Annotated in this window: 8 protein-coding genes; 1 reads left to right on the top strand and 7 read right to left on the bottom strand. The window is 42.6% G+C overall.

Annotation, left to right across the window (positions count from 1 at the left end; translation table 11 throughout):
• Nucleotides 1-65: 65 nt before the first annotated feature.
• On the bottom strand, nucleotides 66-3,338 hold the full coding sequence (locus tag AC1DOK_RS11640; protein WP_477554447.1) for an S-layer homology domain-containing protein: 3,273 nt from the start codon (nucleotides 3,336-3,338) through the stop codon (nucleotides 66-68).
• Between the two features lie 546 nt (nucleotides 3,339-3,884).
• Nucleotides 3,885-7,862: an S-layer homology domain-containing protein gene (locus tag AC1DOK_RS11645; protein ID WP_477554448.1), complete on the bottom strand. Its 3,978-nt coding sequence runs from the start codon at nucleotides 7,860-7,862 to the stop codon at nucleotides 3,885-3,887.
• A 392-nt stretch (nucleotides 7,863-8,254) separates the two neighbouring features.
• Between AC1DOK_RS11645 and AC1DOK_RS11650 the strand changes: the two genes are divergently transcribed.
• Nucleotides 8,255-8,626, top strand: coding sequence for a hypothetical protein (locus AC1DOK_RS11650; RefSeq protein ID WP_477554449.1), 372 nt, complete (start codon nucleotides 8,255-8,257; stop codon nucleotides 8,624-8,626).
• Nucleotides 8,627-9,275: 649 nt separating this feature from the next.
• Here the strand turns inward: AC1DOK_RS11650 and AC1DOK_RS11655 are convergent.
• The 5 genes from AC1DOK_RS11655 to AC1DOK_RS11675 form a co-directional block, all read right to left on the bottom strand.
• Nucleotides 9,276-10,376: a glycosyltransferase family 4 protein gene (locus AC1DOK_RS11655; RefSeq protein WP_477554450.1), complete on the bottom strand. Its 1,101-nt coding sequence runs from the start codon at nucleotides 10,374-10,376 to the stop codon at nucleotides 9,276-9,278.
• Between the two features lie 181 nt (nucleotides 10,377-10,557).
• Nucleotides 10,558-11,340: a WecB/TagA/CpsF family glycosyltransferase gene (locus tag AC1DOK_RS11660; protein WP_477554553.1), complete on the bottom strand. Its 783-nt coding sequence runs from the start codon at nucleotides 11,338-11,340 to the stop codon at nucleotides 10,558-10,560.
• Between the two features lie 20 nt (nucleotides 11,341-11,360).
• Nucleotides 11,361-12,752 (bottom strand): polysaccharide pyruvyl transferase family protein, encoded by a 1,392-nt coding sequence (locus AC1DOK_RS11665; RefSeq protein ID WP_477554451.1) that lies wholly within the window; start codon nucleotides 12,750-12,752, stop codon nucleotides 11,361-11,363.
• The gene (locus tag AC1DOK_RS11670) at nucleotides 12,725-14,788 is read right to left on the bottom strand and encodes a DUF5693 family protein (RefSeq protein ID WP_477554452.1); all 2,064 of its coding nucleotides are present in this window, start codon (nucleotides 14,786-14,788) and stop codon (nucleotides 12,725-12,727) included. Before AC1DOK_RS11670 ends, AC1DOK_RS11665 begins: the two co-directional genes overlap by 28 nt.
• Nucleotides 14,789-15,020: 232 nt before the next feature.
• Nucleotides 15,021-16,742, bottom strand: coding sequence for a phospho-sugar mutase (locus AC1DOK_RS11675; protein ID WP_477554453.1), 1,722 nt, complete (start codon nucleotides 16,740-16,742; stop codon nucleotides 15,021-15,023).
• Nucleotides 16,743-16,749: the final 7 nt, after the last annotated feature.

Below are 16,749 nucleotides of genomic sequence, written 5' to 3' on the forward strand. Positions count from 1 at the left end.
AGTTCTAAGGGGTTTTCTACTTCTATAACTCAATTGAGTTCAGAAAGTATTGTTTCGTAATCTTATTAAGCTACGATTACAACAGCTGATTTATCTGTTGTAGCTTCAACAGTTGGTGAGAAGATACCAGTTGCTGTTTGTACGTTAATTTGGAAAGTAACAGCATTTCCAACAACATCTCCAGCGTCTACTAGATGTGTTGCTGTATAAGTGTAAACTCCATTAACTACAGTTTCAACAAAAGTATCTGGGTTACTTCCATTGATTTTGAAGCTTGCTTGTTTTGTTACAGGCTTACTTGAAGTGAATGTTAATGTAAGAATATCTCCGTTTTTAGCAATTGCAGGAGAAGTAGCGTTATTAGATTTAATGCTAACATTGCTAATAACTGGTGCTGTTACAGCATCAAGTTTAGTTTGTAAACCAGCTTTTACTGTACCTTCTGGAAGAGCATTAACCAGTACTTGTGCAGCAGCTACATCATTTTGATCCTTAGTTGTTTCTGCTTTAAGAACTGCTTCTGTTGCAGTATTAACTACATAATCATTACTAGCAACAACATTAACATAGATTGCATCAGTTGTGTCGATAGCACCTACTAATTCTCCATTACCAGCTTTTAAGAAGCGAGGGTTAAGTGCTACATTATACACTCCTGGAGTTTGAGTTGAAGTTAATTCAATTGTTACAACTCCAGCATTAGCAACATTAGTAACTGATTTTACATTGTAATCAGTACCTGGTTGTAATTTTGTTGAACCTTTTTTGACGATAAAATCAGTAGCAACATTTAGACGAGCTGCTGGATCTGTTACTGCTGTTAAATCATTATCAAATACAACTTCAATTGTTTTTCCATCGATGTTACCATTAATCTTAGTTACTGCTGCGCCAATTTTACCGTTAATTGTAGCACTACCTACAGCTGATTTTCCATCAATTGTAGAAGTGGAAGCATTTTGACGTAGGGATACATTAACATCTTTGTTGTCATATTTACCAGCATTGTTTAGTTTATTTGCATCAGATAGCGTTAATATGACAACATCATTATCATCGCCAAATTCAGCATTAACTACGCTTAGGTAAGTGTTATTAGCAACTACATTGAAGTCGTATGTGCTCAAGGAATCTCCAGCAAGAGCACGATCGAATTTCAATTCAATTGTAGTGTTATCTGTTGCTTTTGCACCTTCAAGTTTTGAAGCTGCTTTAGTTACAACACTATGAACTGAAGAAATTTGCTCTGGATATTTTCCATTTGCAGCTTTAACAACTGACACTTTAACTTTACTTACATTTTTAACATCAACATCGCCTGGTAATTGGATAATAACGACCTTACTATCAGAAGATGTTGCGATTGTAGTACCTTCAGGAAGTGTTACTTCTTTTCCAGAAAGTGTAATTAAATATCTGTCATGATCAAGAACTGAACCTTCACCACTAGTTGCCATAGCCTTGTTAAATTGAACAAAAACTTGATTTGTGCTATCGTTTCTAACTACTTCAGTAATTGTTGGCTGTCCTTGATCTTTAAGTGTAAGTGTTTTGGAGTATGGAAGCATTGTATTCTTCAAAGTAGTGTTGTCAGTCACGCCAGCTACTTCTAGAGTGTATGTTCCTGCTCCAAGTGTTGATGGAAGCGTAACAACTACAGTTCTGTTATCCAATAAAGCAACTTCTTTGTACTTTTGGATTACTTCGCCTTTGCTGTTTTTAAGAACATAATTGGAAGCTTTAAGAGCACTGTCTCTGTTAACAATTTTGTTGAACTTAATTGTAAATTTGTTATCTTTGTACTCAGCGCTAGTTACTTCAGGACGAGTTTGGTCGATCACTGGATTAACTTGTACCTTTGTATCATTAGCAATCAAGTTGCCTGAGTAGTCTCTTACACCGCTAACAAAAAGATCAGTAGTGTACTGGATTTTGTTAGCACTGAAATCGAATTCGTAAGTATCGTCACTAATTGCTTTTACGCCAGAAGCAACTTTCTTGCTCGAACCTTGCATCCAGTAAACGTTGGAGATCAATACTGTGCTTGGATCAACTGGCTCGCTGAATTTAACTGTTACTTTCTCAAATGTAGCGTTAACTACGGAATCAATTGTAGGAGCATCAGTATCAGCAACTACTGTGAATGTTTGCTCTTCACTAAGTGATTTCAAGTTATTAAAGTCAGTTACACCTTTTACTGTAATTGTATGATCGCCATCAGCAAGTTTGGATGATAGCTTCAAGATTACAGTGTCACTTACAACTGATGTGTTAGCTGCAACTGCTTTACCATCAATTGTGAATGAAGCAGTGTTAGCAGGTTTAACAGGCTCGTTAAACTTCACTTTTACAGTTTTGTTACCAAGAGCTGTAATAGAAGAAACGGTTGGGATTGTAACATCAATAGGAGTGAACGCAACATCTTGTGCACTAACTACTTTATCACCTGATTTGATATTGCTAACTGATAACTTGTATTCTTTTTGTTGAGTAAATTGATTACCTGCTTTAGTGTCTAATTCTAATGTTACAGAAGTAGCATCTTCAGACAATTTAGCACTTGCAATTACTCTGTCGTTGTTAATTACATAGTTGCCAACTTCTTCAGCAGATGCCTTGTCAACTGGACCATCGAAAGTCACAACAACTTGTGCTAAGTTGTCTGCTTTAACGGAATCAACTTTAGTAGCTTCAGCAGGCTTGTTAGCTTCTTTGATTGCTTTAAGAGTAGCGTCTACACCTTTAGCTAGTGTGTAACGAGTAGCTTTCTCTTTACCACCGAAAGTACCGTCTGCATTGTTCTCAAGCAATTTGTACTTAAGAGCAGTTGCTACATAGCCTTGAGCCCAGCTAGTTACAGTTGCATCGTTACCAGTTGCTTTAGAAGCTTCGTCTTTGTATTTGGCACCCATAGCGCCTACTAGGAAGATCGCTAGTTGCTCTTTGGATACTTCGTCAGCTGGTGAGAATGTTGGAGGTGTAGTTGGGTTACCGTTAGCAACACCATTCTTGTAAGCTGCCTCTATGTAAGGAAGCTCTGGAGCGTCAGCAGTTACATCAGAGAACGAGCTAACTTTTGCATCTGCAGTGTATTTAAGAGCTTTGGAGATTGCTACTGCGAATTGGGAACGCTTCATAGGTGCGTCTACACCAAATTTGCCATCGCCAGTACCTAAGAAGATACCATCTTTAATTAGTTGATCAAAGATCACTTTGTCAGCAGCTGAAAGGTTCTTAAGATCCTCAAATTCAGAGCTTGATGTTGCAGCTAATGCTACGGATGAAAATGCGGATAATGCCATTGTAGTCGATAGAATTACTGATAAACTTTTTTTCATAACCTTTTTTTCTCCTCCTCGAAGTTCATTCGAATTGTTATTATTTGTATTACTGATATGGGTAATATTTGAGCCCGTTTTTCTCATTGGTCAATTCACCCCCCTTCCAGAGTTAGAGCTTATTTGTATAACTAATATTCATAAGCGACGGTGTCGCAATGAATCTAGTAAACTAGAACACAAAAATTAGACACGCCCAGTGTCACTGCTCACATTATACAACGATTCAGACTGAGCGTAAAGTGCGATTTTGAGAATTCATTCCAATATTATACGATTATTGCTACGCTAACAGCCGTTTGCCGTTCAACGCACATAATATTAAACGCATATCAAAAGGAAAAGTTGCGGTATTCTCAAAAAAAGTTTTGCTCATTATATGTATGGATGTCGGATTATGTATTTGCTAGTAACACTTAACGCAAGTATAGCCTAGAATACTAGGGCAGTCATTAGTAATCTTTTACCATATAGAAAAGATTTACAATTTAACGAAGGACAAGATCCCTTACGTAAAGGTCCCCTGCCCTTCGCAATTCCTACTATTTACGATAATTCTTTAGCGAATTTCTGGTTGTACTTCTTCAATATATTTACCATAATCTGTCCAGCTTCTGCACGTGTAAGGTTAGCTTGTGGGTTAAATACGAATAACTTTTTGTTCTTCGGATCCGCAGGTTGGCCTGCCATGATCTTAGCAGAGTACACCGCATCCACACCTGGTAATGCGTAGCGACTAATCGATGGACCATCAACAAATGTTTTGCTAAGCTTAGCAATCAGCTTATCATTAATTTCTGAAGTCTTTAGGTTGAGTGTTCGAGTAATCATAGTTGCTGCTTCCTCACGAGTGATTCGACCACCTGGGTTAAATACTCGATCGCTCATTCCATGGATAATACCTGCACGAGCAGCTGTCTCAATTTCTTCGTAGCTCCAGGTGCTTGTACGGCTGCCAGGTACGACATCTAAGAAGGAATTAACATTATCATAGTTAAGCGGTAAATCCATTGCTTTCACTAATATTGCTGCAAATTCTCCTCTTGTCGTATAGTCATCAGCACCAAAGTCTTCGAATCTCAGATTGGTCATTAATCCCTTAGCATAAAGTGCTGATAGTACATTACGTGCCCAGCTGTGATCTACGATATCTCTAAATGAATACTTCAACTTAGCTACTGTATAATAACCAAACTCACTGAAAGGTACAGTAACTGTCTTACTCTTCATATCAACAACTCCACCAATGTTCGTCCATTCACCCTGATCATTAAAATGGAAAACTGTTAAATAGGAGCCTGCATCTACCACAATATTAGGATCAAATCCGATTTCTATAGTACCTCGTTGAGAAGGTGTCAACTTACGTATCTCAGGACTAAATGTCAGATTCGGCATTGTTGTTGAAAACGTATTAATGTGATTATAAGGAGGTAATCCGCCCGTAGCAGTCTGATAGTTGCTATCACCAGGGTTGCCACGCTCCGCATATCCAACTGAAATCCAGTAATATGGTGAAACTGTTGTGAAATGATCGCGCCCTACTGGACTTCTGAATCGCTCATATAATTGTGAAACAATATAAGTAATAATTGGGTTTCCATTATCATCACGTAATTGATTCGTCTGATCAGGATTTATACCTAATACATCACCATAATCATTCACCCGTCCAACAACACCATCATCAGGTGACGCTATACCGAACAGAATAGTACTATCCGGATAAATTTTGTTGTCTGAGTTGCGGCGAAGCACTGTATTTTTCGGGAAATTTAGTTGCAGCTTCTTGTTAAATACAGAGTGTTTAGTAGACAGCTTTTCCATGTACATGGAATCAACGCCTACATCACTCGCATAATATACATTAACTGTATCGTTAATATCGCCAGATTCTCTCTTAATAGTTAACTTGATTTTATTATCCTTGTCTGCCTTTAGTTTGGTCACAGTTGCTGTAAAACGATCATCGATATCACTACGTTTCTCAGCAACTATACCATTAACGATTACTTCCTTGGCACCCTCTGCTTCAATATCGAACAACACAAAGTTCTTGTTTACAACGATCTGTTTACCAACATTAGCTTTGGGTGCTAGTACTCGATATGGCGCTGTTGTACGATTAATTTCGAGACGGGATGTAACAGGTGAACCTGTATCACTTTTGAGCTCAGCAGTGTACACATGTGCACCAAGTTCATTAATTGGCAGCCCATTAATCCGAATTTTGAAACCACTCTTAAGTCCAAAATAATCAAGACTTGTACCTGGTGGAAGCGTGTTATGAAGAACTTCAATAACATCCGTTGGTGTCACGCCAGGGGTTATTGTGGTTTCCTTTTCATTTGTTGACGGACGGAATTTAAAGATCAATTCCCCGGCTTTCTTAATACTAATTTCAGACGCTCCACTTCCTTCTAAGAAGTAGTCAAAAGATTTATGCGTTGTTGTATACGTATTGGCTAAAGTCCCACTTGGTTGAAACTCAGGTGAGGGTAGTAAATAAGTTGATGGATCTCCATTTAATCCAGCCCTTACACCTTTAGGTACGGTGATCGGTCTTACTAAGCTAATTTTCGGTGTATTCTTATCAACGATATATATTTTGATTTCTTTAATATATTCCCTTACTACATTATCAGTAGTTCCGTATTTAATAACAAACTTGATGATATTCTCCCCATAATGTAGTGGGCTAGGTGGGGTCGTGTTTTCGCCAACTACTAAATCTATTGAGTCCTTTGGATATCCATCTGGAAATCTATGAGTTAATCCATCAGCATTTAACTTAAAATCCAATAAACCCGTTTGATCAGTATTATTAATGAATAATTTAGGATCCAATATATTGGTACCAAACCCTATAAACTGGCCTTTAAGCTTTACTATGTTCGTTATACCTGAGCCAGGTGTAGAATTTAATTCGATAACTTGGCCGTCAGTTAGGTTATCGACTTGAATATATGTTTTGGCAACAAAATTAACTTTGACTTTAAGCGTTGAATTCTTAGCACGATACTGGAAGACTAAATTCTGAGATCCCTCAGGAAACTTCTCAACCTTGTAGACAGTAAACTTATTTGGATTACCAGCAGGTCCGTCAAATGTTGAACCTTTAACAGGTGCCAATGTTAAAGTACCTAATGGTTCAAATTTAATTTCTAAAGGGTCAATTGGAGGTGTTGCTGAACTTTCCACTAAAATATAAAAATCTGATTTATCAACATTGCTCCCATTCAAAGGCTGCTTAGGTGTATTAACAGTAACTTTATTAGCATTGTCATCAGTTATCCCCGGTAGTAAATACGCATTCTTCAATAAAACTTGATTTGGTGCTACATTATAAGTTCGATTAATAGAAGCGGTCGATTTTTGAGCATTCGCACCATAAGTTAGGACCAAACTAAGTGACTGAGTAGTTGCTGGTATTGTACCCCCAACAGATTCAGGCTTTAAAGAATAGTCTGAGCTCGGAATTTTGAAATGAACTCTCCTAAACTCAGGTTGATTCGAAGTACCGTAAAACACTTCTTCTTCTACAAAATATGGTGACGATCCAGCAGGAAGAGCGATTGTTGATCCACCGTTAATCTTAAGCTCAGAATTTCCACCGAATGGAATTGCCTGATATGGAACAAGCACCTCGATCTCTAACTCACCAACAAGTGTCTCACCGGTAAAAGTAGCACTATTATTTACAATATCGTGAGTACTGCCTCCTTGAGTAACCTTAATAGACGAGAAAGGCTGCTGTTGGTCATAAAAATAAATTTCTCTTGTAAACTTCAGTTCATCACTTGCATTCTTGAATATGAATTCAATCTTATTAATACCAGGCGTGAGAATAACACCGGGGGAGAAGAAAGAACCATTCTCTGTCACTGAACCTCTATTTCCATTAACTGTTACAGAAGTTGCATTCAGTACCGTACCTTGGAAAACAACTGCACCTTGTCTGGTAACAATTCTTGATGATTGGTTAACATCTACCAAAGTATTACCTTCATACAGTTGCAGGGAAACAAGTACAGGTCCTGATTCATATAGGACATAGAAAATATCACTCTTGTCTACTCCACCCTGTTGGCCAGTCAGAGTAATTTTGTTGTAACCAGGAAAAAGTTGGAGTTTCGAAATTTGATATCGGTTTGGACTAGGGCTCGGAACAGAGGAGTTTCTAGTTTTACCATCTTGGATCTTCCATTCCGTTCCACTATATGCGATCTGATCGACTCTAACACTCAAGCTTGTACCAGAAACATCTTGAAAAGTACCTTTGTCATCCAAATAGCCATCATTTGAAATATATACTTTGTCTCGTGTTAATGCATCTGGAGGAGCAGTGCTAGTTCCACCTACAAATCCTAAATCCAGGTTCGCAGTATCGCGCAGTTTCTGATTATCTGGAATAAAAAAAGTAGCCGTAGCCGCTTCCGCTTGCATCACATTGAAATTGCCGAAGACTGACAATGCTAATGCAATACTTAGAAATAAACTTATAAACTTTTTAAAATTCTTCAATGTATTCTCTCCCTTACTTATTATTGAACCAATTTTCGTCCATATGTGCGATTAATGTCGATGAAGTATTCGAACGTCCCATACACCCCCAGTAAACAAATCTACCTCTTGGGTAGACGTCCAAATTCAAAGACAGTTCTGTAGTTTATGTTATCGGTTTTTGTCGCAGAAAAGTGAAGATTGGAAGTTAGATTTATAATGATGATTACCTTAGAAGCCTTGAAGGGTAACCAGATCTGTAAGCACGCTTATTATATTGCGATTTGAAGATTGTTCATCTAAAATGATAGCTAAGAGTGAAGCACACCCTGTCCTATATGGCAAGGTGTGCTTTTTGCTGTCCGGGACACCTGGTTACCACTAAATTGTCATGTAGAGAGGTGGAAGTTAAGTTGAAGTCAGAGCTAGCTAATTATATTCGAAAGTTCGAATTCAGTGCGGATCGATCGGGACAGCATCGGAATAAGTTAGGTAAATCGGAGATGAGGATGATCCTGCGATTCTCTGCCTATCAAGTAGATAAGCAGCCGATGCAGTGTCAGCATCAGATTGCACAAGCTTGGTGGACACTCTTGAATAAGCGAACTGGAGTAGCACTAGACGGGCAGATCTGGACGCATCGCAAACAGCTGTTAATTCAATTAGCTTATCAATATAGTGGATTCCTACGTTCTTCCGATATTGCGGGAAGCTTCAACATTCCGATGAGAACTGCACGTAATTGGATTACACATTTTATGAATGAAGGATTGAAGGATTGTTGACTCCTGAACGTCCTAATCGGAAGATTACGGGATATCGCTTAACTGGATACGCTAATTACCGAGAGTAGAATTGGATGGTTGGATCAGATATGTGGAAGGAGTTCACAAAGGTGGGGCATAGGACGGATGGGGATGAATGGGGATGGATGCGGATAGATGGTAGGTGATCGACAACGATGAATAGAGGGCGCTTAGGTCAAATCTGGTAATTCGTGTGGAAATGAGCGATGCGCATTCGGCCAAAATTAGGAGATGTCGGGCCATGAATGGCATATTTATTGGTTTAATACACTAAATTTACTGGTCTTGGGCCATTCTCAGCACTTATCGCTTAACAAATTACCTCTGAGAGGTAATACATGGCCGTATATAGTACGAATCCAGCGTGCCTCGCCAGATAATGTGCCAAATCTGGACTGCACAAGGTAATTAATGGCCGCACCAAGTACAATTCCAGCATGCCTCACCAGATAATGCGCCAATTCTGGACTGTGCCAGATAATTATTAGCCGCACGCACCAAGTAATTGACCTGTCTGAAGTGTACTCTCCCAATTAGCTCAACTCAACTGTAAGTAAACCTATCAAAAAAACCAATCTATCAGCAGAACTCTACTAATAGATTGGCTCTCTATGAAATAAAGAATAGATTAGTTCGATTTAGTTACCATCTGACCGAGCTTCTGAAATAAGCTGAGCAAGGGGCGACGGCCTTTGGAGATGATACCGATGAATTCGGCACCGACTGCCAAGAATGTGAGAAGTATACCAATGATCAAGAATACAGCCCAAGTTGTTTCTTTGGTTAGTAAGATCGTACAGACGATTGCGCTACCACTGAAGATAAGAGCAATTCCGTAGATGATCAGTACTGTTACTCGGTGCGAGAATCCAAGCTGCAATAAACAGTGATGCAGATGATTCTTATCTGGCGCGGAGATCGGCTTCTTGTTCACCAATCGGCGCAAGATTGCGAGTGCAGTATCGGATAGCGGAACCCCAAGGATTAGAATTGGAATCAGCAAGGATACAACAGTTGCTTGTTTAAATCCTAGGATCGACAGTGTTGCTAGTGCGAAGCCTAGGAAGAGTGAACCGGAGTCGCCCATGAATATTTTGGCTGGATGGAAGTTGTAGAATAAGAAACCTACGATTGCACCTAGTAGAATAATACTGAGTAACGATACGGTTACGCTCGGAACGATAAGCGCTAGTACGAAAATCGTTAATGTTGCGATTCCCGATACACCAGCGGATAATCCGTCGAGTCCGTCAATCAAGTTAAGTGCGTTGGATACACCAACGATCCATAGAATCGTAACAGGTATCGAAATCCATTCTGCATTTGCAAGCATGTCACCTATGAATGGTAGGCTGCTAAGCTCAATACGCATCCCAAAAGCAACAACAATTCCCGCAGCTACAAGCTGTCCTAGCAATTTATATCGAGGTCTAAGTTGAAAACGATCATCAAGCGCACCAGTTATCACAATGACGGTTCCACCAAGTAGAAGACCAAGTGCTGCATCATAGTTATAATCGTTCAGAACAGGCGAGACAACGAAGAAAGCACCAACAAAAGCTAGAAAAATAGCTAGTCCACCTAACCGTGGCATGATCTTCGTATGCACTTTACGTCCGTTCGGTTGATCGGTAGCCCCGACCCAGAATGCAAACCGCTTCACAAGCGGTGTTAGTAGTAATGCAATTAGGCACGATGTTACAAATCCAATTATATATAACCATTCCATAATATTAATTCCCTGCCCCTCTACTTACTCAATGCCACAAAATTATAAATTTTTTATATCCAAGAATAGTATTGCTAATTCATTCAATCTGATTCACGAACAAATTATACTCTCAATAAAGAATAAATACCACTGGCATTTTTGACGCAAATAGGCTTATTTCGGACCATATTAACGTAAATTAACGAGGTTTAAGCACTTTATCTCGCTCTCGGATGACTTTAAGTGCAAATTTCGGCAATACAAGCATACGCTTGTACCGTTTGGGTTCTTGCAATAGACGATAGAGCCATTCTATTTGAAGCTTTTGAAACAATTTAGGTGCACGTTTAAGATTACCCGAAAGGATATCAAATGTACCACCCACCCCCATCACGATGGGAATATTAAGTTCCTTCTTGTACTTTGCAATCCACGGCTCTTGTTTATCAGTAGAACGACCAACGAGCAGAATGTCTGGCTCTAATTCACGAATGGATGCGATTACGTCTTGATCTTCGGCATCTGCAAAATAACCATCACGGTAACCAACCACGCGAATCGCTGGATAGCTCTCTTGCAGCTTAGCAGCCGCAGCCTTAATAACTTCAGGTGATGCGCCTAGCATGTACACCTTCCACCGTTTTGGCTCGCCAACCTTCATGAGTTCATGTACCAAATCAATACCCGGGACGCGTTCCTGTACTGGCTGACCAACATAATTAGCTGCCCATACGACACCTGTGCCATCAGGAACAATTAATTCTGCTGCGAGCAAGTCTTTGTAGAACTGTGAGTCATCAAGTGCAGCCATAATAATAATCGGATTGACTGTGACCACATGATGCGGCACACGCTGTTCGATCGCATTCGTTAGTACCTTGACCGTTTCCTTCATATTCATTCGGGAAACGGGTACACCGTAAATCGATACAGTTGGAAAAGATTGAGTTAAAGCTTGCGTTGAACCTTTGGTTTCATTCATGTTCATGGAATCGCATCCTTCTAGAGCTTTAGACGTAGGTGTCTGCATATTTGTTGCGCAGGCTGCTGTGCCTGCGCTTTGAGTGTTTCGATGACGGGCTGAGTCCGCGTCCGCCACTGTTCTGATGAGGCGAGCAGCTGTAGAACATGCTCGCTAAACTGCTTCGCATCGATGCTGCGCGTCGATGCGGCCGGTTCCATGCCCAGGCGGTGCATAAAATGATCGATCTTCGGATCATATGAGATGCCAACCATGGGCACATGCTGAGATGCGGCGTAAATAAGTGAATGCAGCCGCATCCCGATAATGAGATCGCAGGAGGCTACCTCTGCGAGCATATCCTGCGGATGGCTAATGCCGCGGGCGATGATCACATCGCCGGTAGGCGATGCCGATTCGCTTTGGCTGTTGGTGGTGCTTACGCTCCCAGCGGCTGACTGCGCCATCCGCTGTTGCACATATTCCGACGCTTCTTCGTCCGTCGGATGGTGGAACGGGAGCATCCGTATACGTACGGATGCTGCTGCTTGAATGCGGCGCAGGCTGTCCGCGAGCGCCGCAAGCTCGCTGCGGTCCGCTTCCCAGAAGCGGACCGAGACGCCGATCACCCGCTGCCCCGCAGGGGCGGGTGATCCAGTTTCGCCTGCGACTGCATCAGGCGCAGGCGCTTGGGTTACGCTTGCCTCTGGATCAGAGGCGAGCGCGGAGTTACCGCTTGCCGATGAAGCAGCGGCAGGCGTAAAAGTTCCGCTTGCCGTAGCATCCGCGGCGGGCGTTAGTGTTTCACCTGCCACTGAACCAGTGGCGGGTGCGTGGGTGCTGCTTGCCGCTGATTCAGAAGCGGCAACAGCACTTGGCTGCTGCACATCACCACGCAGCGGCAATCCCATTACCGGATCGGGGGTAACCTCGATTCGGTCACGCTTTACGCCCATTTGAGTGAGCAAATCAGCAGATTCCTCATCGCGGACAGAGATGTAAGCACACTTGTTCATCGTCGAGCGAATCCAAGGCCAGAACATCCGGCGACTTACGGGACCGATGCCCTGTGAGTAGATGAATGTTGGTTTGCCAAGCCACTGCGCTAACTTCAAAATCGCAAGGTAATACGGAATCGTCCTTGAACTCGTAGCATCTTGCAATAAGGAACCACCGCCAGAGATAAGCCCGTTACTCTCACGCAAGGCGCTAATGACTGCGCCTGGCTTCATACGCGGCACAGCGCGTACGCCGTACATTTCAGTTGTCCGAGCAGGGTTCGCAGATAGCACAATGGGCTCGATCTGAATGCCTTGCTCGCGACCCTGTGCCTCAAGGGCAAACAGGATCGATTGCAGGACGGCCTCATCCCCACTGTTATCAAAACCGTAATAACCGGATAGAACTATTCTCTGAATAGGGGTGCTCCCCATCGCTTCCAACTCCTAGTGATGATTTCCCAAGCTGCAATCAGTGCAAGACCAATAATTAAGCCTAATATCAAACCATAGACAACGCGACGCGCTGAAATATCAAGTGGTGTGTGCAAATGCGCAAATGTATCGACGACGGACAGCTGTCCGATTACACCAATAATCATTAAGTATATCGCCTTCTTGTGCTTAACCGACAAGTAAGCACCTAACAGGAAGACTGGATGTGCAAACAGGAACTCTTTATTCCGCGGTCTTGCACCAAGCCAATCCTCCAAAAAGGAGCGAAGCATACGCTCAAACGATGAAGCATTTCCTTCGTTCCCCGTACGGGAGAGGTAGAACCAAATGATAACGCCACTTAGTACGGCGAGTACAACCCAAATCACACTGATCCGGTAATTAAAAATACCTTTTAAATTATTCCATCGCTTCGCATACGTAACATCATCATTAAATAATAGGACATACACGCCAACCAGTACAATCGGCATCAAGTGCAGCATCGAAACACCGCGGAATTGCTCTAGAACCAGGAAGTATTTGACTTGGTTAAGCAGCGCGACTACAAAAGCAGCACCGATCAAGGAAATTGCAGTTGTGCGAATAACAAGCCAGAGAGCGAACAAGACGCTTGATTTTTGTTCAATTGGGTTCGCTTTAGTTGCACTCCTGACTGCCATCATCATAGCGACGGTTGGTGCGGCTATAGATGTAGCCAGCGCAAGTATTGTCGCGTACAGCGAACTGGACAGGATGTTGAGACCTGCTGCTCCGATGAGTCCAATACCGAATACCAGAAGCGTCGATTCAGGAACAAAATAGGAGAACATCAGCGCGATAAGCGCAACTCCACCAAGCAGAAGCAAGACAGCGGCAATTTTTTGCCATACCTTGATAAAGGAAGTCTGATCAACATGGAACGCTTCAGCAGGTCCTGGTGTAAAGCCCAGATTTTCAATACGCTGAATGGCTCCATTAGGGCCTTCCAAGCTTTTATAAATCGCTTCAAGCGGCTGATCCACTTGTTTCTTATCTAAACTTTTGGCAGGTTTGGCATTCAGATAGATCATCCGAATGTTGCGGTCCTTCACCGCTAGCACGAAGCGATCTGCCGTTGCTTCAATAAGACCGTTCAGATCGCCACTCATCATTGGCACCATGAACTTCTCTGTATCTTTCTCTGTGAAAGAATGCAAGCGAACAACATTGTAATTGATCGCATTGGCTAATCTGTTAAAGCCTTTTTGCGGCTCCTTCAGCATTTCAATTGTTGCCAATCCCATATCATATTTACGCATTTTATCTGCAAATCGAAGAAGGTCATCTTCATCTTGTGTGAATCCAGGAACAGCATCGGAGTCTGGAATAATTCGAGTGACCCCATATTTATTATGGAGATCTCCAAGAAGTGTATCCATCCGTTTAGTGTCAAAAGGACGCTTATTGGACATTCTGACTACGATATTGAAGCCTTTGTCCTTCAAAGCTTGCATGGTAATTGGGTCTGGATCCATAGGACGCAATAAAGCGTCATCCATTCCCATTTCGATAATTAAACCGTTACGTTCTTTGTAAGACCACGGTTGAACCTGGACTCCATAATCCTCAGTAAACGCTTGTCTAATAATCGGCTCAAGCTTGTCCTGCGCTTCTTTATTATTAAACAAGATATACGTGAAGTTATTATTCACAGGTAGAACTGTTTGCGTAAGCAACATCGCCTCATGAGATGTGAATACATCGATTCGACGGCCCATCTTCAGCTCGTTCAGTGTCGATTCAAACACAGACATAGACGTAATGCCGATATCTTTCATTTTGCCCAAATTCTCATCTATAAACTGATCTGGCTTAGGCTGTGAGTCCGATATTTCCAGTAAAGAACGATAGTTAAATACAAATTCAACTTTATTTGTGGATGTTTCAGTGTGCTCGCGCATGATCGCCAGAGGCATCGCCGCTACAAGTCCAATAATGACAAGCCACCATAGGATAGGACGTATCCTCCGATTCCATGACTTATATAACTTCATCTTCTTCATTCTCTCCTTTGATCGCATCCATAAGATAGATGCATGTCGCTTCATTTTATGTATAATATCAATAGAAACAGCTTGGACACCCCATTCATATGATAGGCGTGGGTGCGAGTTCCTCATCTTTCCCATTGTACATCTTTTTGGTATTTACGTGCAAAAACCTCTCAAGTTGCAGTTTGCACCAAGAGAGGTTCCTGAATTCAGTTCGTCAAACAAGAAACCATGGTTAATTGTCTACTCGTTCCATAACCGCTTGAACAACTGCATCCAGACGCTGCTTGGCGTCTTCACTTGTCGTTCCTTTAACAGCAAAATAGAACTTGATCTTCGGCTCTGTACCTGATGGTCTTAAACAGATCCATGATCCATCCGCAAGCTTACACTTAATCACGTTCTCACGTGGCAATCCGTATAGGCCTTGCTGGAAGTCTTCGACCTCACTTACTGCAATGCCGCTGATATCCGTCGGTGGAGTCGTGCGCCACTCTTCCATTATCGAACGAATTCGCTCAACGCCTTCAATCCCCTTCATCGTGCGGGATTCCAGCTTCTCCAAGTAGAAGCCATGCTTCTCATACAGCTCGTTTAGTACATCCACCAGTGTCTTGCCTTGTGATTTGTAGTAAGCCGCTGCTTCACTAATCAATAGACATGCGACAACTGCATCTTTATCACGAGCATGCATCCCTGCTAGATAGCCGTAGCTTTCTTCGTATCCAAAAATAAATGTTTTGGAGCCGGTTTGCGCAAATTCGGTCATTTTCTCGCCGATATATTTGAAGCCTGTTAACGTGTTCAGCGTTTCTACACCGTAAGAGCTTGCTATCGCTTGACCGAAGTCGCTTGTCACGATTGTTTTAATCACAGCTCCATTAGCCGGAAGCTCGCCACGTTCTTTCATTGCTTCTAATATATAGTTCATCATGAGGGCACCCGATTGGTTGCCACTTAAGGTCTGATATTCACCGTTCTTGTCCTTCACGATTGCGCCCATACGGTCACAGTCAGGATCAGTCCCGATGATCAGGTCTGCATTGTACTCCTGCGCCGTCTCAAGCGCGAGTGCAAATGCTGCTCGCTCCTCTGGGTTCGGCGATGCGACTGTCGAGAACATCGGGTCAGGCAGCTCCTGCTGTGGAACCACCTGCACACCAGTGAATCCAGCGGCAGCAAGCGAGTTGCGTACGGAGAGATTACCTGCTCCGTGCAGTGGTGTGAAGACAATACGGAAGTCTTCACCCATCTTCTTCGCCACTTCCGGACGTTGACTAACCGCCAGTACTGCGTCGATGAATTTGCGATCCGTCGCTTCCCCAATCCACTCGAGCAAGCCACGACCTTCCGCTTCCTCGCGGCAAACCCTCTTCACCGCATCAAAGGTCGTGATGGACTGAATTTGACGCGTTACTTCGTTCGCGCCCTCGGTTGTCAGCTGTCCGCCATCCGGCCCGTACACCTTGTAGCCGTTGTATTCCGGTGGGTTATGACTCGCCGTCACGACAATACCGGCGGATGCGCCAAGATCACGCACTGCAAAGGACAGCTCAGGTGTTGGGCGTAGCGCATCGAACAGGTACGCCTTGATGCCGTTGCCCGCAAGCACGAGCGCAGCTTGAAGTGAGAACTCCGCGGAGTTGCGACGCGAATCATGCGCGATCACAACCGATGGCACATCTGTTGATTCAGTCGTAGTTGCTTGAGCTTGGGCTTGGGCAAGCACATATTGTGCCAAGCCTTGTGTAACTTTGCCGATCGTGTACTGATTCAGGCGATTCGTCCCTGCGCCCATTACCCCGCGCAAGCCACCTGTTCCAAATTCCAGATCCTTGTAGAAGCGATCCTCGATTTCTTTAGGTGAATTTTGGATAGCTAACAATTCTTCCTTGGTTTGTGGATCAACTTCTGCATCATTGAGCCAAAGTTCATATAGAGTGTTTATGCGTGTCATTGTTAGT

It is taken from the genome of Paenibacillus sp. P5_B5 (genome assembly GCF_056400365.1).

Bases quoted from the DNA above. Each gene is read 5' to 3' on its own strand.
- AC1DOK_RS11640 (WP_477554447.1), bottom strand. From the start codon at position 3,338: ATGAAAAAAAGTTTATCAGTAATTCTATCGACTACAATGGCATTATCC.
- AC1DOK_RS11660 (WP_477554553.1), bottom strand. From the start codon at position 11,340: ATGAATGAAACCAAAGGTTCAACGCAAGCTTTAACTCAATCTTTTCCA.
- AC1DOK_RS11670 (WP_477554452.1), bottom strand. From the start codon at position 14,788: ATGAAGTTATATAAGTCATGGAATCGGAGGATACGTCCTATCCTATGG.
- AC1DOK_RS11655 (WP_477554450.1), bottom strand. From the start codon at position 10,376: ATGGAATGGTTATATATAATTGGATTTGTAACATCGTGCCTAATTGCA.
- AC1DOK_RS11665 (WP_477554451.1), bottom strand. From the start codon at position 12,752: ATGGGGAGCACCCCTATTCAGAGAATAGTTCTATCCGGTTATTACGGT.
- AC1DOK_RS11675 (WP_477554453.1), bottom strand. From the start codon at position 16,742: ATGACACGCATAAACACTCTATATGAACTTTGGCTCAATGATGCAGAA.